At 60.4% G+C, this 21,259-nt stretch carries 21 protein-coding genes; 9 read left to right on the forward strand and 12 right to left on the reverse strand.

The features are described 5' to 3' along the window. Positions 1-135 precede the first annotated feature (135 nt). The 3 genes from recQ (at position 136) to AC0ZWN_RS19415 (ending at position 5,113) form a co-directional block, all read left to right on the forward strand. The gene (recQ, locus tag AC0ZWN_RS19405) at positions 136-2,265 is read left to right on the forward strand and encodes a DNA helicase RecQ (protein ID WP_414926737.1); all 2,130 of its coding nucleotides are present in this window, start codon (positions 136-138) and stop codon (positions 2,263-2,265) included. Positions 2,266-2,781: 516 nt separating this feature from the next. Next, on the forward strand, positions 2,782-3,216 hold the full coding sequence (locus AC0ZWN_RS19410; protein WP_016984207.1) for a MarR family transcriptional regulator: 435 nt from the start codon (positions 2,782-2,784) through the stop codon (positions 3,214-3,216). Between the two features lie 127 nt (positions 3,217-3,343). Continuing rightward, complete coding sequence (locus AC0ZWN_RS19415; RefSeq protein WP_476336170.1) at positions 3,344-5,113, forward strand: motility hub landmark protein FimV; 1,770 nt, start codon at positions 3,344-3,346, stop codon at positions 5,111-5,113. Positions 5,114-5,234: 121 nt separating this feature from the next. On the opposite strand, the gene AC0ZWN_RS19420 is transcribed toward AC0ZWN_RS19415, so the two are convergent. Continuing rightward, positions 5,235-7,424: a patatin-like phospholipase family protein gene (locus AC0ZWN_RS19420; RefSeq protein ID WP_093442619.1), complete on the reverse strand. Its 2,190-nt coding sequence runs from the start codon at positions 7,422-7,424 to the stop codon at positions 5,235-5,237. Positions 7,425-7,495: 71 nt separating this feature from the next. Here AC0ZWN_RS19420 and AC0ZWN_RS19425 point away from each other — a divergent pair, with 71 nt between their 5' ends. Beyond that, the gene (locus AC0ZWN_RS19425; protein ID WP_093442622.1) at positions 7,496-7,783 is read left to right on the forward strand and encodes an Rdx family protein; all 288 of its coding nucleotides are present in this window, start codon (positions 7,496-7,498) and stop codon (positions 7,781-7,783) included. On the opposite strand, the gene AC0ZWN_RS19430 is transcribed toward AC0ZWN_RS19425, so the two are convergent. Beyond that, positions 7,777-8,670: a DMT family transporter gene (locus AC0ZWN_RS19430; protein ID WP_093442625.1), complete on the reverse strand. Its 894-nt coding sequence runs from the start codon at positions 8,668-8,670 to the stop codon at positions 7,777-7,779. The two genes, AC0ZWN_RS19425 and AC0ZWN_RS19430, sit on opposite strands and share 7 nt — an antisense overlap. Positions 8,671-8,851: 181 nt before the next feature. After that, positions 8,852-9,616, reverse strand: coding sequence for an AraC family transcriptional regulator (locus AC0ZWN_RS19435; RefSeq protein ID WP_093442629.1), 765 nt, complete (start codon positions 9,614-9,616; stop codon positions 8,852-8,854). Between the two features lie 135 nt (positions 9,617-9,751). On the opposite strand from AC0ZWN_RS19435, the gene AC0ZWN_RS19440 reads away from it, so the two are divergent. After that, complete coding sequence (locus AC0ZWN_RS19440; protein WP_007919701.1) at positions 9,752-10,567, forward strand: UDP-2,3-diacylglucosamine diphosphatase; 816 nt, start codon at positions 9,752-9,754, stop codon at positions 10,565-10,567. Positions 10,568-10,683: 116 nt separating this feature from the next. On the opposite strand, the gene AC0ZWN_RS19445 is transcribed toward AC0ZWN_RS19440, so the two are convergent. Beyond that, positions 10,684-11,274 (reverse strand): HD domain-containing protein, encoded by a 591-nt coding sequence (locus AC0ZWN_RS19445; RefSeq protein ID WP_320337203.1) that lies wholly within the window; start codon positions 11,272-11,274, stop codon positions 10,684-10,686. Positions 11,275-11,288: 14 nt separating this feature from the next. Further along, the gene (locus tag AC0ZWN_RS19450; protein ID WP_476336171.1) at positions 11,289-11,600 is read right to left on the reverse strand and encodes an Mpo1-like protein; all 312 of its coding nucleotides are present in this window, start codon (positions 11,598-11,600) and stop codon (positions 11,289-11,291) included. A gap of 164 nt (positions 11,601-11,764) precedes the next feature. Here AC0ZWN_RS19450 and AC0ZWN_RS19455 point away from each other — a divergent pair, with 164 nt between their 5' ends. Next, positions 11,765-12,826 carry an AraC family transcriptional regulator gene (locus tag AC0ZWN_RS19455; protein ID WP_202894563.1) on the forward strand — a complete coding sequence of 354 codons (1,062 nt, stop codon included), beginning with the start codon at positions 11,765-11,767 and terminating at the stop codon, positions 12,824-12,826. On the opposite strand, the gene AC0ZWN_RS19460 is transcribed toward AC0ZWN_RS19455, so the two are convergent. Beyond that, positions 12,783-14,237 (reverse strand): TrkH family potassium uptake protein, encoded by a 1,455-nt coding sequence (locus tag AC0ZWN_RS19460; protein WP_093442646.1) that lies wholly within the window; start codon positions 14,235-14,237, stop codon positions 12,783-12,785. The two genes, AC0ZWN_RS19455 and AC0ZWN_RS19460, sit on opposite strands and share 44 nt — an antisense overlap. 121 nt (positions 14,238-14,358) lie before the next feature. Between AC0ZWN_RS19460 and AC0ZWN_RS19465 the strand changes: the two genes are divergently transcribed. Then, entirely contained in the window at positions 14,359-14,925 is a 567-nt protein-coding gene (locus AC0ZWN_RS19465; protein WP_476336172.1) for a nitroreductase family protein, read from the forward strand. 300 nt (positions 14,926-15,225) lie between these two features. Here AC0ZWN_RS19465 and AC0ZWN_RS19470 read toward each other — a convergent pair whose 3' ends face one another. From AC0ZWN_RS19470 to AC0ZWN_RS19495, 6 genes are all read right to left on the reverse strand, one after another. Continuing rightward, positions 15,226-16,566 (reverse strand): sensor histidine kinase, encoded by a 1,341-nt coding sequence (locus tag AC0ZWN_RS19470; RefSeq protein ID WP_093439518.1) that lies wholly within the window; start codon positions 16,564-16,566, stop codon positions 15,226-15,228. A gap of 175 nt (positions 16,567-16,741) precedes the next feature. Further along, positions 16,742-17,191, reverse strand: coding sequence for a Spy/CpxP family protein refolding chaperone (locus AC0ZWN_RS19475; RefSeq protein ID WP_016987938.1), 450 nt, complete (start codon positions 17,189-17,191; stop codon positions 16,742-16,744). 287 nt (positions 17,192-17,478) lie between these two features. Then, positions 17,479-18,156: a response regulator transcription factor gene (locus AC0ZWN_RS19480; RefSeq protein ID WP_093439526.1), complete on the reverse strand. Its 678-nt coding sequence runs from the start codon at positions 18,154-18,156 to the stop codon at positions 17,479-17,481. Positions 18,157-18,163: 7 nt separating this feature from the next. Beyond that, positions 18,164-18,574, reverse strand: coding sequence for an SH3 domain-containing protein (locus tag AC0ZWN_RS19485; protein WP_038363742.1), 411 nt, complete (start codon positions 18,572-18,574; stop codon positions 18,164-18,166). Between the two features lie 149 nt (positions 18,575-18,723). Next, positions 18,724-19,023: a YciI family protein gene (locus tag AC0ZWN_RS19490; protein WP_007919677.1), complete on the reverse strand. Its 300-nt coding sequence runs from the start codon at positions 19,021-19,023 to the stop codon at positions 18,724-18,726. 1 nt (position 19,024) lies between these two features. Beyond that, positions 19,025-19,624, reverse strand: a complete 600-nt coding sequence (locus AC0ZWN_RS19495) for a septation protein A (protein WP_099758321.1) — start codon at positions 19,622-19,624, stop codon at positions 19,025-19,027. 87 nt (positions 19,625-19,711) lie between these two features. On the opposite strand from AC0ZWN_RS19495, the gene AC0ZWN_RS19500 reads away from it, so the two are divergent. Both AC0ZWN_RS19500 and AC0ZWN_RS19505 read left to right on the forward strand, forming a co-directional pair. Further along, the gene (locus tag AC0ZWN_RS19500; RefSeq protein WP_476336173.1) at positions 19,712-20,575 is read left to right on the forward strand and encodes a PHP domain-containing protein; all 864 of its coding nucleotides are present in this window, start codon (positions 19,712-19,714) and stop codon (positions 20,573-20,575) included. Positions 20,576-20,588: 13 nt separating this feature from the next. Next, complete coding sequence (locus AC0ZWN_RS19505) at positions 20,589-21,218, forward strand: L-threonylcarbamoyladenylate synthase (protein ID WP_093440143.1); 630 nt, start codon at positions 20,589-20,591, stop codon at positions 21,216-21,218. The last annotated feature ends 41 nt before the right edge of the window (positions 21,219-21,259 follow it).

A 21,259-nucleotide genomic window follows, 5' to 3' on the forward strand; every position in this document is an offset into this window, starting at 1 on the left:
GGTATACTGCCGCGTTTTGCGATCCCTGCCCGCATTGCGGTTGTCGTGCAATGCGCTCTTACGTTTTGTTTAAGCAGCTCCGGCTGTTCTGAACCAGCCTGCGCAGGGATGTATCGGTAGATTTTTGGAGTTTTTATGCTCGAACAGGCTCAACGCGTCCTCAAGGACATCTTCGGCTACGACAGTTTCCGTGGCCGTCAGGGTGCAATCATTGAGCGCGTGGCCAGTGGCGGTGATGCGCTGGTGCTGATGCCTACCGGTGGCGGCAAGTCCCTGTGCTTTCAGGTGCCGGCGCTGTTGCGCGATGGCCTGGCGGTGGTGGTGTCGCCCCTGATTGCGCTGATGGACGATCAGGTCGCCACCCTCGAAGAACTCGGTGTGGCCGCCGCCGCGCTGAACTCCACCCTGAGCGCTGAACAGCAGCGTGACCTCGCAGCGCGGATCAAGCGCGGCGAAGTGAAGATGTTGTATCTGGCGCCCGAGCGTCTGGTACAGCCGCGCATGCTGTCGTTCCTGCAAGGCTTGAACATTGCGTTGTTCGCCATCGACGAAGCGCATTGCGTGTCGCAGTGGGGCCACGATTTCCGTCCGGAATACCTGCAACTGGGCCAGTTGGCCGAGATGTTCCCCGATGTACCGCGTATCGCCCTGACCGCCACCGCCGACAAGCGCACCCGCGAAGAAATCGTCACCCGCCTGCACCTGCAAAATGCCGAGCGCTTCCTGTCGAGCTTCGACCGCCCGAACATCTTTTACCGCATCGTGCCCAAGGAGCAGCCGCGCAAGCAGTTGCTGGCGTTCCTCGCCGAGCGGCGCAGCGACGCCGGCATCGTCTATTGCCTGTCGCGCAAAAAAGTCGAGGAAGTCGCGGCATTCCTCAGCGAGCAGGGCTTCCCGGCGCTGCCGTATCACGCTGGTCTGCCCAATGATCTGCGCGCCTTCAATCAGAAGCGCTTCCTCAACGAGGAAGGCTTGATCATGGTCGCCACCGTGGCGTTCGGCATGGGCATCGACAAGCCCAACGTGCGTTTCGTCGCCCATCTCGATCTGCCGAAATCCCTTGAGGCGTATTACCAGGAAACCGGGCGCGGCGGCCGTGACGGTCTGCCGGCGGATGCGTGGATGGCCTACGGTCTGCAAGATGTGGTGATGCTCAAGCAGATGCTGCAAAACTCCGAAGGCGACGAGCGGCACAAGCGTCTGGAACAGCACAAGCTTGATGCCATGCTGTCGCTGTGTGAAGAAACCCGTTGCCGTCGTCAGACTCTGCTGGCGTACTTCGATGAAGATATGCCTGAGCCATGCGGTCACTGCGACAACTGCGTCGACGGCGTGCAGACCTGGGACGCTACCGAACCTGCACGTCAGGCATTGTCGGCGATTTTCCGTACCGGTCAGCGTTATGGCGTCGGCCATCTGGTCGATGTGCTGCTGGGCAAGGAAAACGAAAAAGTCCGCAGTTTTGGCCATCAACACCTGTCGGTGTACGGCGTCGGCAAGGCGTTGAGCGAGAGCGAGTGGCGCTCGCTGTTCCGTCAATTGGTGGCGCGCGGTCTGGCGGATGTCGATCACGAAGGTTATGGCGGTCTGCGTCTGAATGACAGTTGCCGGCCATTGCTCAAGGGCGAGGTCACGCTGGAGCTGCGCCGCGATCTCAAACCGCAGGTTACCGCCAAAACCGCGAGCAAGAGCCCGGCCAGCCAACTGGTGCGCGGCGAAGAGCGCGAACAATGGGAAGCCTTGCGCGCCCTGCGGCGCAAGTTGGCCGAAGAGCATGGCGTGCCGCCGTACGTCATCTTCCCCGATTCCACGTTGTTGGAAATGCTCCGCAGCCAACCGACCTCGCTGGCGGAAATGGCCCGGGTCAGCGGTGTCGGCGCACGCAAGCTGGAGCGCTACGGCGATGCCTTCCTCGAAGTGCTCGGCGGCGAGGCCGAGGCGCCGAAAGCGGTGGCCGACGTGCGCCACGAGTTGATCACTTTGGCCCGTGCGGGCATGACGCCGCTGCAGATCGCCGGTCAGTTGCAGTGTTCGGAAAAGAACGTCTACACCATGCTCGCCGAGGCGATCGGCAAGCAGCAGTTGTCGCTCGAGCAGGCGCTGGATTTGCCGGAAGAGTTGATGGGTGAAGTGCAGGACGCGTTCCTCGATGGCGAGGGCGAGTTACCGTCGGTCGCCGAAGTGGCGGAGCTGTTTGCCGGACGTGTGCCGGAAGGCGTGCTGTATTGCGTGCGGGCTGCATTGCAGTCGGAATTCGAGATGTAATTTGGCCCCGGCCCTCATCGGAACGCCGCCCGCCCAGCCCTCTCCCAGAGGGAGAGGGGGCCGACCGAGGTGTCTTGCGCCATACATCGACCTGAATGACCGAGTCGATTATGGATTTAGCGCCGATCTGCCACGTCGGCGTAATTCCCGAATATCCCCCAATTCAGTCCCCTCTCCCTCTGGGAGAGGGCTAGGGAGAGGGTCATCCAATTCTGGATTCAGCAAAGCACTCCCAAGTCGCTGAATATCCAAAGCATCCCCCATCCAGTCCCCTCTCCCTCTGGGAGAGGGCTAGGGTGAGGGCCGTCCCATTCTGGATTCAGCAAAGCACTCCCACGTCGCTGAATATCCAAAGCATCCCCCATTCAGTCCCCTCTCCCCCTGGGAGAGGGCTAGGGTGAGGGGCCTTGAGATGTAACGATTCAGTACAGACCGCCACTTGCCTATAACTGCAGCTCATGCTTAGCTGGCTAATAATTAGATTTTCTTTATTTTCAGTCTAACCGTGAGTGTTTTATGCCGTTAACCGATCAACACCGCTTTGGCATGCAACTGGCCCAGATGTCCCGTGGCTGGCGTGCCGAACTGGACCGACGACTGGCCGGGCTGGGGCTGTCCCAGGCGCGCTGGCTGGTGCTGCTGCATCTGGCGCGTTTTGAAGAAGCGCCGACCCAACGTGAGCTGGCGCAGAGCGTTGGTGTCGAAGGTCCGACCCTCGCTCGCTTGCTCGACAGTCTGGAAAGCCAGGGCCTGGTGCAACGCCAGTCCGTGATGGAAGACCGCCGGGCGAAAAAAATCGTCCTCTGTGCACCGGCCCTGCCACTGATCGAACAGATCGAAACCATTGCCACACAACTGCGTCACGAATTGTTCGAAGGCGTCGACGAGGCGGATTTGAAGGTGTGCATGCGGGTTCACGGGCACATTCTGGGCAACCTGGAAAAATCTTGAGGCACATCCACGTGCCGTATCTTTGAGAGATCGCGCTGAGCCGACTATAAGAACTACTGGGCAATATCGTGTTCGTACCGGATGTGCGAACGCATAGAAGTCGGTTTTGCTTATTTAAGGGATGCTCATGCTCGCAAGTCGGCACGTGGTACTGCGCGGTGGCGCCAAATGGCTGCTGGCCGCTGGCGTATTCAGCTATTCGGCCTGGTCGATGGCTGTGGGGCTGGGTGATATCACCGTTCATTCAGGTCTCAATCAGCCGCTCAAGGCCGATATCGCGTTGGTCGATGTTGGCGGGCTGACGCCAAACGATCTGACGGTGCGCCTGGCCACGGCGGATGAATTCGCCGAGGCCAGGGTCGAGCGGGTGTTCTTCCTCAACGACCTCAAGTTCATCCCGATCCTGCATGGTAATCGCCAGATGATCCGGGTCACGTCAAGCAAACCAGTCAACGAACCTTTTCTGAATTTCCTTGTGCAGCTCAATCAGCCCAATGGCCGTTTGCTGCGTGAGTACACGGTGTTGATCGACCCTCCGGGTTCGCCGGGTATCGTGCCGGCCACCGATGAACCTGATCCGCGTGCACAATCTTCCGCGTTTCCCAGTGTCGAGCCTGTTGTCGCAGCGCCGCAGGCACCTCAGGCCAAACGCGATGCCGTGCCCGCGCCAACGCCTGCAAATCCGCCGGCCAACGATGCACTCGCCGAGCAACTGGCTGCCAGTGTCTTACTCAATCAGCAATTGCAAAAGAGCGTCGATGAGCTGAACGCCAAACTGCAGACGCAGGATGTGCAGATTGCCGCTGGCAAGAAGCAGATTACTGAGCTGCAAACGCAATTGACCGAACTCAGGAAAGCCCCGCCACCGACCGAAGTCGCTCCGGCACCTGCCCCGGTTGTGGTACCTGTCGAGTCCACAGATGACGGTTTGAACTGGCCATTGTTCGGGGGCCTGTTGCTGTTGCTGGGGGCCTTGGCCGGTCTGTTTGTGCACCGTCGACGGCAACAGTCGCAACAGGCTGATCGACCGCTGCCACAGTTGCCGCAGGGCGATGAACCTGACGTTGCTGAAGTCGAAAGCGCAGAGTCTGTCAGGGCTCAAACCTCAACCCAACACCGTGAAGAACCGGCAGCGGGCGATGTGCTGGAGGCGGTAGGAATCTATCTGGCCTACGGCCGCTTGGGCGAAGCTGCTGGGTTATTGCGCGACGCTTTGCACAAGGAGCCGGAGCGCACCGATATCGGTTTGCAGTTGCTCGAAGTCCTGGGACGCCAGGGTGACAGCGCCGCGTATGAACAGCAGGAAAGTCAGTTGTGTGAACAAGGCGTAGATGCCCAGACGTTACAGGACGTTCGTGTTCGACATCCGAAACTGGCGGGTGCCGCACCGTTGGCCGCGGCGGCGCCCGTCATTGCGCTGGCGCCTGCTGTCACGGCCCAACCGGCACCTGAAGATGATTTCGAGTTGAATCTGGGCGAGCTGTCGATGGATTCCAGTTGGGATCTGGAAGACAGCCGCACGGCCACTACTGAGCCAACGGCAGACACCTCGGCGCTGGGCTCCAGCCTGAAAATACTGCCGCAGGATTTTGAACTGCCGGAAGCGGCCGGCGAGGACGCCGAACTTGAGTGGATCCCTGAGCCGCACGCCGAGCCGCTGGATGAAGATTTTCTCAATGAGTTTGCCGATGCCGAGCCGTCTCTGGTGTTGCAACCGTTGGACTTGCACGCAACTGAGCCGCTACACGATGAAAACTCCGGAAAACTCGAACAGGCGCAGACCTGCATTGATGACGGTGACATCGACAGTGCGATTGCGCTGCTTAACGAGTTACTCAAGGAAGGCGATGAGCCGTTGAAGCAAACGGCGCGAACGTTGTTGGCGGGGATTCGCTAATACCCGATTGATTTGCGGTGGCGCTGATATCGTTTTCGCGAGCAGGCTCGCTCCCACAATTGGAATGCGTTCCCCTGTGGGAGCGAGCCTGCTCGCGAAGACGGATTGTCAGGCGACCTGATCAGAAGGTCTGGCCAAGGTTCAGATAAACCGCCTGCTCATTCGCATCATTCAACCCGTAACTGAAATTCAACGGCCCCAGCGGCGTGTCAAAACCAATGAACACGCTGGCGGCGTTGATGTAGCCACTGTCGAACTCATTGTCGTTGTTCCACGCCCGCCCACGCTCCAGCGAGGCGCCGGCATACAGCGGAAAGTCTAGCGGCAGATACGAGCGCGGCGTCAGCCGGCGGTAGTACACCGCGCGCATCAGGCTGACGTTCTGCCCGGAAATCGCGTCTTCACGGAACCCCGACAATTGCCGCGCGCCGCCGAGCAGGAAGCTCGACGTCACCACATTGGCATCGTCCAGCGTACGCCCGTAGCGCCCGCCGAGAATCAGCGTGTCCGGGCCACGGCTCATGGCTTTGTCGAGTTTGAATTCCCATTGTCGATAGCGCGTATCCGAACCCAGCCCCGGTTCGAACTGCATCAGCGTCAGGCTGACGTCCTTGCCTTCGTGAGGGAAGTAGACGTTATCCAGTGAGTCGTACGAATATTTCAGCGCATAGAAGCCTTCGTTGAAGTTTTCACTCGGCAGGTCCTGATCACCAATGCGCACATCGGCCTTGCCCCAGGCCTCGCCGACACCGAACCGCACTTCGCCGTTGTTGCCGATCTGGCGACCGAAGTTAAGGCCGAAACCGTAGCGCTCGACGCGGTACTGTGCGATCGGATCGTTGTCGAGCACCGCTTCAACGTTCTGCGCCTCGAACGAGGCGTACGGTGCGACGAAATAGCGCGAACCGACGTCCAGCGGTTGATAGAACTCGGTATACAGCTCTTGTTTATCGCCAATCTGCGCACGGGTCAGCCATTCCGCGCCGAGGCGGTTGATGCCGTTGATGCGGTAACTGGCACCGAGGTTGAAGGCGCTATCGCCACGCATGTCGTCGGACAGATTGAGACCGACCCGCAGGTAATCGGTGCCGCTGCGCTTGCCCCGGGCACTGATCACCAGGGTGTGGTCCTGGCCCTTGTGCACCACGCGGTACTGCACTTGTTCGAAGTAGTCGAGGCCATACAAGGTGCCCATGTCCGAGTGCAATCGCCCCAGGTCCAGCGGCTCGCCGATGTGCTGGCGGATGTAGTAGCGGATCACGTCGTCATCGACTTTCGAGTCGTTTTCGACACGGATCGCGGTAATGATCGGCGTGCGCTGCCCCGGGGAACGGGCGGCAGCAAGTTCGGCGTCTTGGGATTCCTCGGGTTTGAGCACGGCGAGGCGCGCATCGAGGATGCGGGTCGCGCGGTAACCTGCGTCGATCATGTCCTGGGCTTTACCGAAATCGGTGACACCGTATGCGGCCAGCGCAGGCTGGATCAGCACATCGGAGGATTTCAGCGCGGCCAGTTGTTCTTCGGAATTACTGCGGGTCATCAGGGTGATCGACTGGTTCAGCACATCGACCACGGTGGTCAGTTGCTTGCGGTTGCGCAGCGGTGTGCCGATGTCGACGACGATGGCCACGTCAACGCCCATTTCCCGCGCGACATCCAGAGGGATATTGTCGGTCATACCGCCGTCCACCAACAGCCGGCCGTCGAGCTCGACCGGGGCGAACACCGCCGGGATCGACATGCTGGCGCGGATCACCTGAGGCAAGTGGCCTTTGCGGAACACCACTTTTTCGCCATTGGCAATGTCGGTGGCCACAGCGCGGAACGGGATCGGCAGTTTGTCGAAATCCCGGGTATCGCTGGTGTGGGCCAGCAGGCTTTCCAGCAGCAGCGCGAGGTTCTGGCCCTGAATCACACCCAGAGGCAGGCCGAGACTGCCGTCGTCGCGAAAGCTGAGTTTCTGTTTCACCAGAAAGTCGCGGTCATCCTGTTTGCGTCGAAACGGCACGTCCTCCCGCGGCGGGGCGTCGGACAATGCGGCTTGCCAGTCGATGTTCAGCGCGAGTTTTTCCAGCTCATCGATCTTGTAGCCCGAGGCGTACAGGCCGCCGACCACCGCGCCCATGCTGGTGCCGGCGATCGCATCGATTTTGATGCCTTGCTCTTCCAGGGCTTTGAGCACACCGATGTGCGCCAGACCACGCGCGGCGCCGCCGGACAGCACCAGGCCGACTTTCGGTCGCGGCGCGTCACTGGCGTGAACAAACAGTGGAAGCAAACCAAGCAGCAGGCAGAACAGCAAACGGCGCATTGTGAGTCTCGGGGCAAGCGATAAAGCCGGCTATTATAGCGGCGCCCTCTGTCTCAGGAGTTTCAGCGAACATGACTGTCGCAAAAGCAGAAGTTGTCATCACCTATTGCACCCAATGCCAGTGGCTGCTGCGCGCGGCGTGGCTGGCGCAGGAACTGCTCAGCACCTTTGGCGATGACCTCGGCAAAGTCTCCCTGGTGCCCGGCACCGGCGGGGTATTTCACATCACCTGCGACGGCGTGCAGATCTGGGAACGCAAGGCTGATGGCGGTTTTCCCGAGGCTAAGGTGTTAAAGCAGCGGGTTCGTGATCAGATCGATCCTGACCGCGACCTCGGTCACAACGACCGCACTCAGTGAGACGCAGCCTCGGCGGCGACGGTTTTCTTGTCGGCATGGCCGGACATCCGCGCTGACACGACGATGGCAACAATGATCAACGCACCGCCGATCAACATCTTCGACGTCGGGTTTTCATTGAACAACAGCCAGGCGACGGTGATGCCGTAGACTGGCTCCAGCGCAAACACTACCGCCGCCGTGCGCGCCTTGATCACCGCCAGGCTGGCGACGAACAGGCTGTGCGCGACGCCGGTACAGAACACCCCGAGCAGGGCGATCCACAGCCAGTCGAGTGCGCGTACTTCGCTGAGTAGCGGTGCTGCAACCGGCAGCAGACACAGCGCCACCACGACGTTTTGACACAACGCCGCCTGTACCGCCGGGATGCGCCCGGAGCTGGCGCGGTTGGTCAGCGACAGTAGCGAGAACAGCAGCCCCGAAAGCACTGACCAGAGCAAGCCGATGGTCGCACCGCTGCCGAGATCGAAGGCCGGGGTCACCAGAATCAGGCCGATGCTGACCAACACCACCAGCAGTATTTCATTGGCGCGGATGCGTTCACGGAAGATCAGCCCTTCGAGAATCACCGTGAAGGCCGGGAAACTGGCAAAGCCCAACGTCGCGATGGCGACACCGGCGATCTTCACAGACAGAAAGAAACTCACCCAGTGCCCGGCCAGCAACACGCCGCTGAGGGCGAGGCGGCGCCAGTCCACGGCCTGAAGTTTCTGCCAGCCTTGCTGGCTGGCGAAACGGGCGAAAAATGCCAGGGCGAGTACGGCGAAAGCCGCGCGTCCAAAGACGATCACAGCGGGGGACGCGGCAGCGAGTTTGCCGAACACACCCGTCAGGCCAAACATCAAAGCACCGATATGCAGAGCGCCGAGGGCGGTACGCGGAGTCATTGCAATCCTTCTATCTCAAACACAATTCTTGATCGTTCCCACGCTCTGCGTGGTAACGCCTCTAGGGACGCTCTGCGTCCAGTGACGCGGAGCGTCACGGGCTGCATTCCTTTGCTGCGCGTGGGAATGATCAGCAGTGGACACATAATGAGCCGGGGAAGGTCGAAAGTCTGTCGGCAGACTATCGTCGTTTGTCGCAGGAATCGCGCCGAAGCTGGCCGGGTGATGCGCTGAACTCACGTAGGATCGCGGCCGAGAAAGCGCTCTGCGAGCTGTAGCCGACGCGACTGGCAACTTCGCCGATCGGCAGTGCTGTGTCGCGGAGCATTTGCACGGCCAGATGCAGGCGTCGGCTGCGGATGTAATCCATCGGCGTCTGCCCGCATTCGGCCATGAACCGCGCATGCAGACGCGCGCTGGACAATCCTGCCACCCGTGCCAGATCGGCGACTTGCAGCGGATACGCGGCGTATTGCTCGATGTGCGCATCCAGTGCGGCATAGGGCAGGCGGCGAATGGCGTGTTCCGCAGGTTGCGCGTGATTCAGACTGGCCAGCAGCAACACCGCGCCTTGCTGGGCAATCAATGGATCGCTGACCGGACTGTTTGCCAGCCAGCTGACCAACTGACTTTGCCCCGAATCCAGCGACAGGCGCGCCGGTTGATCGAGCAGACGATGGCTGGCGTCGGCATGTTCGCCCAGTGAATCCGTCAGCCATTGGCCGTTCGGGATATCCAGTACCAGACAGCGGCTACCATTGGGACTGCCGCAGGCATGATGAGCGCCGGAAGGGATAACTACAAAACTCTGCTGACGCACCTGACTGCCACTGCCCTCGACCTCGAAATCCAGCGCACCGGACAGCCCGAACACCAATTGCGCGTGGTCGTGGCTGTGGGCGATCAAATCGTGGGTGTACTGGCGCAGGGTGAGGATCGGTCGCATGGCAGGTCGTCTCCGAAGTGGTCGTCAGTCTACACCGGCGCACGCCGGATGCGTTGTCACAGGACTGACTCACGCTTGTCATGGTCGATTAACCGGGCGCGCGCACAGTGGCGAAAACATCGCAGAGGGTTGCCCATGACCAGCGCCGAGCTCGCCCGACCCAGTCGTAAACAACGGGTGCGAACCCTGTGGATCTCCGACGTGCACCTGGGCACGCGGGATTGCCAGGCCGAGCACTTGTCGCAATTTCTCAAGGGCTACCATGCCGACAAGATTTACCTGGTTGGCGACATCATTGACGGTTGGAAGCTACGCGGCGGCATGTACTGGCCGCAGGCGCATACCAACGTGATCCGCCGCTTGCTGACCATGAGCAAGCGCGGCACCGAGGTGATTTACGTCACCGGCAACCACGACGAATTCCTGCGTCGTTATTCGAAGCTGATTCTGGGCAATATCCAGTTGGTCGACGAAGCGGTGCATGTCACGGCGGATGGCCGGCATCTGCTGGTGATTCATGGCGATCAGTTCGACGTAATCACCCGTTATCACCGCTGGCTGGCCTTCCTTGGCGACTCCGCCTACGAATTCACTTTGACCCTCAATCGCTGGCTCAACCACTGGCGTGCCCGCTATGGCTACGGCTATTGGTCGCTGTCGGCGTACCTGAAACACAAGGTGAAGACCGCGGTGAGTTTCATCAGCGACTTTGAAGAAGCCATCGCCCATGAATGCGTGAAGCGCGAGTTGCATGGCGTGGTGTGCGGGCACATTCACCATGCCGAGATCCGCAAGGTCGGCGAGGTGGATTACCTCAATTGCGGCGATTGGGTGGAGTCGTGCACGGCGCTGATCGAACACTGGGATGGCACGATCGAGTTGTATCGGCTGGCGGATGCGCAGGCGCGGGAGGCGGAGCTGAAAGCGGCCAAAGTCGCCGAACTCGCCTAATGCTCTGGTGATTGAGAGGGCCTCATCGCGAGCAGGCTCACTCCTACAGGGGTACGCATTTCAACTGTAGGAGTGAGCCTGCTCGCGATGAACCGCGCAGCGGTTCCCGAGGATGATTACGCTGGCGACTGTTGCTCCATCGCGGCCTTGTAAATCGAGTTCTTCGGCTGCGCAAACAACCGCTCCATCATCGACTCGAAAAAACTCAACGGCAGCGTGTCATAGTCAGGATCAAACGCCGCCGCATCGTATTTGGCGCAAAATTCGGCCGTTGCCTGAAACTGCGGATGACCGGCGAACTGTTCACGCAGATGCCGATCCATGCCCAGGTGATGAAAGAAGTAATACCCCTGAAACACCCCGTGCTTCTCGACCATCCACACATTCTCGGCACTGACGAACGGCTTGAGTATCGCAGCGGCAATGTCCGGATGGTTGTACGAACCCAGGGTGTCGCCGATGTCATGCAGCAAGGCACAAACCACATATTCCTCGTCGCGCCCGTCACGAAAGGCACGGGTGGCGGTTTGCAGCGAGTGGGTCAGGCGATCCACCGGGAAGCCACCGAAATCGCCTTCCAGCAGTTTCAGGTGGGTCATAATCCGTGCGGGCAACTGTTTGGCGTAGGCGCTGAAGTCGGCGGCGATGATCGCCCAATCTTCTTGGGTACCGTCCTTCATATGGGTGAAGCAGGCATTGGCATTCATTGGCTGACCCTCATTCAGAACGCCACGCGACCCAGAATCATGTCGCGGTACATGACGAAGTCGCCAAGCAGGCTGTACAGCGGATGCTGGAAAGTCGCCGGCCGGTTCTTTTCAAAGAAGAAGTGCCCGACCCAGGCGAAGCTGTAACCGGCCAGCGGCAAGGCCAATAACAGCAGCCAGGCGCCCTTGGCGATGGTCAGCGCGAGAATAAAAATCACCAGTGTCGTGCCGATGAAATGCAGGCGCCGGCAGGTGCTGTTGCTGTGTTCGCGGAGGTAATACGGATAGAACTCAGCGAAGCTGTTGAAATGTTTGATGTTTTCCACGACCGCGTTCTCTGTGGTTATTGTTCTGGCGACGAGTTGTGCTGCGGGTAGCTTATTTGAGTCTAGAGTGATCATTGGCGTGGGCCAGTGACAATCGGCGCCACTTTAGTATCCTTCGCAAATCGGGCCGTAACATGCGGCCCATCATGTAAAAGAAAAACGCCATGAGCGAACGAACGACTTCTGCAAGCTGGGCGATGGGGATTGTCAAAGCATTGGAGATGGACGGCCTGGATTGCCGGGTTCTGTTCAAACAACTGGGGCTCGATTACACGGCTCTGGATGATCCGGATGCGCGCTTCCCGCAAGATTCCATGACCCGTCTCTGGCAACGGGCGGTCGAGTTATCCGGCAACCCGGCGATCGGCCTGAACATGGGCAAGGTGGTGCGACCGGCGTCTTTTCATGTCGCCGGCTACGCGTTGATGTCGAGCAATACCCTCGCCGAAGGCTTTCAACGGCTGGTGCGCTATCAGCGCATCATCGCCGAGAGCGCCGATCTGAGTTTCCGATTGCTTGATGAAGGTTATGCGCTGATTCTGACCGTGCACGGTGACCATCTGCCGCCGACCCGGCAAAGCGCCGAAGCCTCGCTGGCCTGTGCGCTGGGCCTGTGCGGCTGGTTGACCGGACGCACGTTGCACCCGGTCAAAGTGCTGGTGCAGGGCGCCGAACCCGAGGACCTGGAACCCTACAAACAAGCCTTCCACGCGCCGCTGATGTTCAACGCGCCGTATGACGCGCTGATCTTCGAACGCGCCGATATGGAAGCGCCGCTGCCGACAGCCAACGAAGCGATGGCGCTGTTGCACGACCGCTTTGCCGGGGAATATCTGGCGCGGTTTTCCGAAAGCCGCGTGACCCACAAGGCGCGACAGGTGCTGTGCCGTTTGCTGCCGCAAGGTGAGCCGAAGCGCGATACTGTGGCGCAGACTCTGCATTTATCGCAGCGTACCTTGCAGCGTCGTTTGCAGGAGGAGGGCACCAGTTTTCAGCAGTTGCTCGATGACACCCGCCGCGAACTGGCCGAGCAGTATCTGGCGCAACCGAGCATGACGCTGCTGGAAATCGCTTATCTGTTGGGATTTGCCGACCCGAGCAACTTCTTTCGCGCGTTCCGCCGCTGGTTCGACACCACGCCCGGCGATTACCGGACGCGGTTGTTGCAGGCGCCGAGCGCGGTCAGTGACGCCAAAAGGCCGGAATACACAGTACAAACACCGTAATGATCTCCAGTCGGCCGAGCAGCATGCCGAACGACAGGATCCACTTGGCCGCGTCCGGCAGAGTGGCGAAGTTGCCCGCCGGGCCAATGGTCTCTCCCAGGCCCGGGCCGACCCCGGACACGGTGCTGGCAGCGCCGGTCAACGCGGTCATCCAGTCAACGCCAAGCAGCGACAGGAGCAGGGCGATCACGCAGATGGTAATGGCGAAGAAGAACGAAAAGGTCAGAATCGAACGGACGATCTCTTCGTCGAGACGGTGGCCGTTGTACTTCTGCTTGATCACCGCGCGCGGGTGAATCAGTTGATTAAGGTTGGCCTTGAGCAAGATGTAGGCGACCTGGAAACGGAAGATCTTGATCCCGCCCGCCGTCGACCCGGAACAACCACCGACAAAACCCAGATAGAAAAACAGCATCAGTGAGAAGTTACCCCACAGGCTGTAGTCGCCGAGGGCGAAACCGGTGGTGGTGACCACCGACGTCACGTTCAGCGCTACGTGGCGTAGCGCCTCCAGCCAATGCAAATTGGTCGTCCACCAGTACCAGGTGCCGAGCACCAGCCAGGTCACCAGCAGCATACCGAGCAAACCCTGCACCTGCTGATCCTTGATCAACGCCTTGCGGTTGCCGCGCAACGTCGCCACGTACAGGGTGAACGGCAGGCTGCCGAGAATCATGATGACGACTGCGACCCAGTGCACCGCCGGTTGCGTCCACTTGGCCAGGGATTGATCGGAGGTCGAGAACCCGCCAGTGGAGATCGCCGACATCGCGTGGTTGATCGCGTCGAACGGACTCATCCCGGCCCACCAGAACGCCAGGCTGCCAAGGATGGTGATGCCGACATACGCTGCCACAATCAGGCGCGCCACCATGTGCGAGCGCGGCATGACCTTTTCCGAGCGGTCCGAGGATTCAGTCTGGAACAGGCGCATGCCACCGATACGCAGCAGCGGCAGAATCGCCACCGCCATGCCGATAAAGCCGATGCCGCCGAGCCAGTGCAGCAGCGAGCGCCACATCAGGATCCCCGGTGACATGGTGTCGAGCCCGCTGAGTACGGTCGAGCCGGTCGCGGTGATGCCGGACATGCTTTCGAAAAACGAGTCGGTGTAGCTGATGTGCTGGGTCAGCAGAAACGGCAGCGCAGCAAAAATGCACACCACCAGCCAACTGCTGACCGTCAGCAGGTACATGTCGCGCGGGCGCAGGTGAATGTGTTCCGGGCGGCCGGGAATCACCAGCGCGAGGCCGGCGACAAAAGTGATCATGCTCGCCCAGAGGAACGACGGCAGATCACCGGTGCGCTCGAAAATCACCAGGGTGGCCATAGGCACGACCATGGCCACAGCCAGGGTGATCAGGAAGATGCCGATGATGAAACCAATGATCCGTAAGGTCGGCAACGCCATGAAGTCCGCTCGGGCTGATGTGGGAAGGGCGCCATTCTACCCGTGGGGCAGGGCATGTAAACCGGCATCCTGTTGGCAGATACAGCTAGAATAGCCGCACATATTTTTCAGGAGGTGGCCGATGCAGGCTCTCGACGCGTTGCTCAACCGTGTTTCCGTTCCACGACTGGTCGAACCGGCCCCCACTGCCGAGCAGCGCGAAGCCCTGTTTGGCGCCGCGTTGCGCGCGCCGGATCACGGGCATTTGCAGCCGTATCGCTTCCTGACGGTCGAAGGCGCGGCGCGTGAACAGATGGGCGAGTTGCTGGCCGAGGCTGCACAGCAGCAGGAAGGCGAGGTCACCGAAGCGATGATCGACAAGGCGCGCAACGGTCCGCTGCGAGCGCCGTTGGTGGTTGTGGTGATCGCCAAATTGCAGGAACACGTTAAATATCCGAAGGCCGAGCAGTTGCTGGCGGCCGGGTGTGCGGCGCACGGGATTTTGCTGGCGGCGTATGCGCAGGGGATTGGTGCGGTGTGGCGTACGGGTGATCTGGCTTATTCGAAACATGTCGCCCAAGGCTTGGGGCTGGCGGAAGGCGAAGAGGTCATCGCGTTTCTCTACCTCGGCACGCCGCAGAAAGAGCCGCGTGTGGCGGAGAAGGTTGATCTGGCCGAGTTCGTCAGCGCCTGGCCCGCCAACGCCTGAAGATCAAAAGCCCCTCACCCTAGCCCTCTCCCAGAGGGAGAGGGGACTGATTGGGGGATGCTCAAGAGGTACGCCGACCTGAGCGATCTTCGCTGAATCCAGAATCGACGCGGATTACCGCTCTGGCGAAACCATAAACGACTCGGATTACCGCTCTGGCGAAACCATAAACGACTCGGATTACGGTTCTGTTGAATCCATAATCAACTCGGTTCTTCAGGTCGATGTATGACTTAAGACACCTCGGTCGGCCCCCTCTCCCTCCGGGAGAGGGCTGGGGTGAGGGTAGCTTTTAGGCTCTTAAAGTTGCACCACCGCTCCGGGCACCAACGGCAATTCCAGGCTGGCAATAAACCCACCCTGCGGATGATTGGCCAGCGTCAAACTCCCACCATGCCGCTCCGCAGCCCTTCGCGCAATCGCCAGGCCCAAACCGTGTCCCGCCGCCGTCTGTCCCGGCGCCCGGTAAAACGGCTCGCCCAACTGGCTCAAATGTTCAGCCTGCACCCCCGGCCCATGGTCGCGCACGCTCACGATGATTTTTTCACCCTGACGTGAAGCCTGCATTTCAATCGGCTGACCTTCCGGGTTGAAGCGCTGGGCGTTGCGCAGCAGGTTATCGACGGCGCGCTCGATCATGGTCGGCCAGCCTTTCAGATTCAGCTGCGGTTCGGCATCCAGACGCACGATCTGCTCGGGCGATCCCAGTTTTGCGTCCTTCTGCAAGAGGCCGAGCAACGCATTCAGATCCACCTCTTCAGCACTGGCGTTGTCGGCATCGACCCGCGCCAATACCAGAATTTCACTGATCAACGCTTCCAGCCGATCACACTCGCGCGTCAGGCGTGGCCAGAGTTTCTCGCGTTCTTCAGGGTTGGCGCGTTCGGCCAGGGCCAGGGCGATACGCAGCCGCGCCAACGGTGAGCGCAATTCGTGGGAAACGTCGCGCAACAGCTGTCGCTGGCTGCCAATCAGGCTTTGCAGGCGCGCGCCCATGCGGTTGAAATCGTTGGCCAGCACGCCGAATTCGTCGCGGCGATTGGCCAGTTTCGCCAGGCTGTTCTGCTGATAAGTGGTCTGCCCGAGATCATGCACCGCGCCGCGCAAACGGCTGAGCGGGCGGGTGATGGAGAAGGTCACCAACAGACTGAACAGGGTCAGCACCACCAACGCGATGCCCAGCGCACTCAATGGCCAAAGCAGACTTTCGCGGTGCCAAGAGTCGAGTTCCGGATGCGGGATGCGGTAGATGAACAGGTAGGTGTCACCGGTTTTTTCGCTGGTGAATTCATCGGTCAGACGTCGCCATGGCAGGCGCCGGTCATCATTGTTCTGGCGGGCTTCGAACGCGGCTGCGCGGCGCGGGAAGGTGCCGCGAACCACCGGGTCGCCGGATTCGTTCAGCACCTGAACATCGATGTGATATTGGCGTTTGCGCTGTTCGAGGATGTCCTGAGCAGCTTCCTCGCCCTGGGCTTCGTAGGTTTGCGTCCATTCGCCGGCGAGGGTGTTGAGGCCCGGATGGCGGCTGAGGATCCACGCATCCTGGTTGAGCATGTGCCCGAGCAGAATGGACAGCCCGGCCACCAGAGCGATGGCCAGCCAGAAGCTCGCGAGAATACGCCAGAACAATGAACGCACAGAAAATCCTCAGAACAAACGCAAATCCCTGTAGGAGTGAGCCTGCTCGCGGTAGCGGTGAGTCAGACAAGTATTCGTTGACTGACACACCGCTATCGCGAGCAGGCTCACTCCTACATTGGATCGGTGGAAAAAGACCCGGCGGTGTTTAGCCGTCGGGTCCGGGGTCAGAACATTATTGCGCCTTTTGCGCCTGTTGCGCTTTCCACGCCTTGAATTCGGCCCATTCGGCGCGACGCTCGGCCTGTTTTTTCTGGATCTCGTCGAATTTCTTCTGTTGATCCGGTTTCAACACGGCGCGAACATCCGTCTCGGCTTTCTTGTGGTTGGCGGCCATCTCGTCCTTCATGGCTTTCTGGTCAGCCGGCGAGAGTTTTTCCAGATACTTGTCGACCACTTGCTTACGCTCGTGCATCTGCTCGCCCATGATCTTGCGGATCTGTTCGCGCTGTTCGCGGGACAGGTCGAGTTGGCTGTACGGGCCTTTGCCGTGCATGCCGTGCATCTGACCGCCGTGGCGTGGGCCGTCGAGCGGGCCACCCATCGGGCCACCGTCTTGCGGCATGGCCATGGCGACGGTTGGCAGAGCGGCAGCGAACATCAGAGCGATAAGAGTCTTGCGCATGGTGTATCTCCTTGTCTCGTTCCCGGTACGTTCCGGATGAGTTCAGATTACGGAGATCAAGGTCAGCGGCGGTCAGCACTGCGTAAAGCTTCGGTAAAGACGTTTCGCGCCCAACCTTACACATATCCCGTTGTAGGAGCTGCGGCACGCTGCGATCTTTTGACTGTGGGACGCAGAGCGTCCCCGGCTGCATTCCCACGCAGAGCGTGGGAACGATCAGATCGCAGCCTGCGGCAGCTCCTACAGGGGGAGGCGTCGGTTACCGTTGGCCGGGGGATGTGTGCAGTTCAGAGGCTGTAGTAGTAACCGCGGCTGCGCAGCGCGACGATGCGTGGGCGGCCGTCGGGATGCGGACCTATCTTCTTGCGCAGGTTGCTGACGTGCATGTCGAGGCTGCGGTCGTACAGGGTCAGCTTGCGGCCGAGGGCGATCTGCGCCAGTTCCTGTTTGTCCAGCGGCTCGCCGGGTTGCTTGAGCAGGGCTTCGAGCAGGCGGCTTTCGGAAACGGTAAGGGTCAGTTCTTTCTCGTCGATGCTGACCACGCCGCGCACCGGACTGAAACTCAGATCGCCCAGCTCAAGCTGCGTCGAGACTGCCGCCGGGTGGCTGCGGCGCAGTACGGCGCGCAGGCGGGCGGTCAGTTCTCGTGGGTCGCAGGGTTTGGCCAGATAATCGTCGGCGCCCAGTTCCAGACCGAGGATGCGATCCAGCGGCTCACCCCGGGCCGAAAGCATCAGCACCGGCAGATCGGCGTGGTCGTTGCGCAGTTGCTTGAGCAGTTCCAGACCGCTGCCATCGGGCAGCATCACATCCAGCACCACCGCCGCCGGGGCCGTTTCGGCCAACGCCTTGCGCGCACTCTGGCCATCGTGGCAGGCGCGCACATGGAAGCCTTCCTGGCTCAGCCAGCTACTCAGGAGTTCGCACAACTCCTGGTCATCATCAATCAGTAACAGCTCGCTCATGACTCACTCAATTTAGCCATTGCCGACGTTTTCGGCTTGCTCCACTGGCAAAGATACCGCAGAGCAGCGCCAATAGCGCTACTCCGGCGCCCGTGACGAACCATTGCTGCTGATCAGTCAGCAGACGCGGCAGCGGGCTGGCCTGGGCTTCCTTGAGTTGCAGCTTGAGACGCTGGTTCTCCTGGCGCAACCGGGCGAGCTGGGCGCTTTCACGGGTATTGTCGGCATTTTGCAGTTGTTTGCTCAGTTCTTCCCGTTGCTGCTCGCTGGCCTTGAGGCGCTGCTGCAACTCGGTGATCTGGCTGCCGGCGCTTAACGACAATGGCGTGGAACTGCCGCCTTCGGTGGTTTCCTCACCATGGGCGGGTGCCATGATCGACAACGTGACCAACATCAGACACAACGGACCCTTGCGCATCGCGACACCTGTTTCCAAATGGATATTGGGCAGGTTGTCGGCAGGCAAACGAGAATAATGAGCGATTGAGAGCAGCAAGAACCAGGAAGGTTCATTGCGTGAGGCAGTGTCGCGAGTGATGAGGGGGAAATCCCCTCATCACCGGACGTTTAAGGCAGGACTTGCTTGAACGGCTTGACGACCACGTTGGCGTAGACACCCGCGGCGATGTACGGATCAGCATCGGCCCATGCCTGCGCAGCGCTGAGGGAATCGAATTCGGCGACGATCAGGCTGCCGGTGAAACCCGCAGCGCCCGGATCATTGCTGTCGACGGCCGGGTGCGGGCCGGCCAATACGATGCGGCCTTCGCCCTTGAGCGCTTGCAGGCGTTCCAGATGCGCAGGGCGCGCGGCCAGGCGTGCTTCCAGCGAGTTGGCGACGTCGGTGGCAATGATGGCGTAGAGCATGTCAGTCCTCGGTTTTTGGTGTTGTTGGGGTATCGGCATCGTGCAGATGACGCGACAGGTAAATGCCCTGTGCGACCAGGAATACCAAGGTCATGCCCAGGCTGCCGAACACCTTGAAGTCCACCCAGTAGCTCTGGAAGGTGAAGGCGACGAACAGGTTGGCAGCGCCGCAGAACAGGAAAAAGCCGATCCAGGCGATGTTCAGGCGGGTCCAGACCGGATCCGGAAGGCTCAGTGCGTGGCCCATGATGCGTTTGATCAGCAGGCGGTCACCGATGAAGTGGCTGCCGATGAAGGCGACGGCGAACAGCCAGTTGACCACCGGGGCTTTCCACTTGAGGAAGGTCTCGCTGTGAAAGGCCAGCGTCAGGCTGCCGAAAACCAGGCAGGCAATCAGGGTCAGCCATTGGCTCTTTTCCAGCTTGCGCTGTTTGATGAACAACGCGCCGTACACCACCAGGGAACTGATGATCAGCATCGCCGTGGCGCTGTAAATACCGCCTACAGTCACTTCATGGCCAGCGATGTCGACGACCCGTGGATCAAGTTTGTAAACGATGAAGAACAGCAGAAGCGGGATGAAATCGATGAATTGTTTCACAGTGAGAGCCAGAAGCTGGATGTGGCGGCATAATAACAAACATATGGGCGCGCGATAGCGCCAGCTGATTTGAGGTTACAACTCCCCGTGAATGTTGATTTGCATTGCCATAGCACGGCCTCCGATGGCGCCCTCGCGCCTGCGGTTCTGGTTGCGCGTGCGTTCGAGAACGGCGTGCGAATCCTGGCGTTGACTGACCACGACACCCTCGAAGGCCTCGCCGAAGCGCGCACGGCCGCCAACGAATTGGGCATGCAACTGGTCAACGGCGTCGAATTGTCCTGCACCTGGGGCGGCGCGACGATTCATGTGTTGGGCTACGGTTTTGATGTCAATGCCGCGCCGTTGGTCGAGGCGATTGCCAAATTGCACGATGGCCGCTGGCTGCGGTCGGAAGAAATAAGCCGCAAGCTCGCCCTCAAGGGCATGCCCGGTGCCCTCGAAGGTGCCCGGCAGGTCCAGCAGGAACTGGGTGACAGTGGCAACGCCCCGGCCCGTCCGCATTTCGCCGACTGGATGGTGCGTGAAGGTTTTGTAAAGGATCGCGCCGAGGCATTCCGCAAATGGCTCGGCGCCGGCAAGCTGGGTGACGTCAAGTTGCACTGGCCGACGCTGGAAGACACCGTTGGCACACTGCGTGCCGCCGGGGCCTGGGTCAGCCTCGCGCATCCGTGGCATTACGATTTCACCCGCAGCAAGCGCCGGAAGCTGATTGCCGACTATATTCAAGCAGGCGGGCATGCGATCGAGGTGGTCAATGGCCATCAGCCTGCGGAACAGGTCGGCAGCCTGGCAATCCTTGCCCGTGAGTTCGGTCTGCTGGTCAGCGCCGGCAGTGACTTCCATGGCCCTGGCGGCTGGTCAGAGATCGGCCAGTACCGGCCGGTTCCCGAGGACCTTCCACCCCTGTGGTGTCGGTTCAAACATGACACAGATATTGCCGCCGTCTGAACAGGTAGAGAATGTGAGTCAATTTTTCCAGATACATCCGGAAAACCCACAAGCGCGCCTGATAAAACAGGCGGTCGAAATCATCCGCAAAGGCGGGGTGGTGGTTTATCCCACGGATTCTTCCTACGCCATCGGCTGCCAGATCGGCGACAAGACCGCCATCGAGCGCGTGCGCCGTTTGCGTCAACTCGATGAAAAGCACAACTTCGCGCTGATCTGCAGCGACCTGTCGCAACTGGGCAACTACGCGAAGATCGACACCGGCACTTTCCGCATTCTCAAGGCGCATCTGCCGGGGCCTTACACCTTTATTCTCAACGCCACCCGCGAAGTGCCGCGTCTGTTGCTGCATCCGAAGAAGCGCACCATCGGCCTGCGCGTGCCGAGTCATCCGATCGCGCTGGCATTGCTGGCCGAGCTCGGCGAGCCGCTGATGAGCGTGACCCTGATCATGCCCGGCGACGAAGACCCGCTCAGCGATCCTTACGAAATGCGCCAACTGCTTGAACACCAAGTGGACTTGATCATCGACGGCGGTTTCGGCGGCATCAAAGCCTCCACCGTGATCGACCTGACCGGCGACGACCCGGAAGTGATCCGCGTCGGTTGCGGCGACCCCGCGCCGTTCATGGTCGAGGCCTGAATGTCCGCAGTGGAAACCGTTGTCGATCCCCAGGCCGGCGC

The organism is Pseudomonas sp. 3B-A001-10F, from assembly GCF_056313565.1.

Excerpts from the sequence above, each read along its gene's own strand:
- AC0ZWN_RS19440 (WP_007919701.1), top strand. The coding sequence starts at position 9,752 with ATGACCAGCGCCGAGCTCGCCCGACCCAGTCGTAAACAACGGGTGCGA.
- AC0ZWN_RS19485 (WP_038363742.1), bottom strand. The coding sequence starts at position 18,574 with ATGCGCAAGGGTCCGTTGTGTCTGATGTTGGTCACGTTGTCGATCATG.
- AC0ZWN_RS19460 (WP_093442646.1), bottom strand. The coding sequence starts at position 14,237 with ATGGCGTTGCCGACCTTACGGATCATTGGTTTCATCATCGGCATCTTC.
- AC0ZWN_RS19475 (WP_016987938.1), bottom strand. The coding sequence starts at position 17,191 with ATGCGCAAGACTCTTATCGCTCTGATGTTCGCTGCCGCTCTGCCAACC.
- AC0ZWN_RS19420 (WP_093442619.1), bottom strand. The coding sequence starts at position 7,424 with ATGCGCCGTTTGCTGTTCTGCCTGCTGCTTGGTTTGCTTCCACTGTTT.
- AC0ZWN_RS19455 (WP_202894563.1), top strand. The coding sequence starts at position 11,765 with ATGAGCGAACGAACGACTTCTGCAAGCTGGGCGATGGGGATTGTCAAA.
- AC0ZWN_RS19415 (WP_476336170.1), top strand. The coding sequence starts at position 3,344 with ATGCTCGCAAGTCGGCACGTGGTACTGCGCGGTGGCGCCAAATGGCTG.
- AC0ZWN_RS19435 (WP_093442629.1), bottom strand. The coding sequence starts at position 9,616 with ATGCGACCGATCCTCACCCTGCGCCAGTACACCCACGATTTGATCGCC.
- AC0ZWN_RS19445 (WP_320337203.1), bottom strand. The coding sequence starts at position 11,274 with ATGAATGCCAATGCCTGCTTCACCCATATGAAGGACGGTACCCAAGAA.
- AC0ZWN_RS19480 (WP_093439526.1), bottom strand. The coding sequence starts at position 18,156 with ATGAGCGAGCTGTTACTGATTGATGATGACCAGGAGTTGTGCGAACTC.
- AC0ZWN_RS19490 (WP_007919677.1), bottom strand. The coding sequence starts at position 19,023 with ATGCTCTACGCCATCATTGCCACCGACGTCGCCAACTCGCTGGAAGCA.
- recQ (WP_414926737.1), top strand. The coding sequence starts at position 136 with ATGCTCGAACAGGCTCAACGCGTCCTCAAGGACATCTTCGGCTACGAC.
- AC0ZWN_RS19430 (WP_093442625.1), bottom strand. The coding sequence starts at position 8,670 with ATGACTCCGCGTACCGCCCTCGGCGCTCTGCATATCGGTGCTTTGATG.
- AC0ZWN_RS19465 (WP_476336172.1), top strand. The coding sequence starts at position 14,359 with ATGCAGGCTCTCGACGCGTTGCTCAACCGTGTTTCCGTTCCACGACTG.
- AC0ZWN_RS19425 (WP_093442622.1), top strand. The coding sequence starts at position 7,496 with ATGACTGTCGCAAAAGCAGAAGTTGTCATCACCTATTGCACCCAATGC.
- AC0ZWN_RS19410 (WP_016984207.1), top strand. The coding sequence starts at position 2,782 with ATGCCGTTAACCGATCAACACCGCTTTGGCATGCAACTGGCCCAGATG.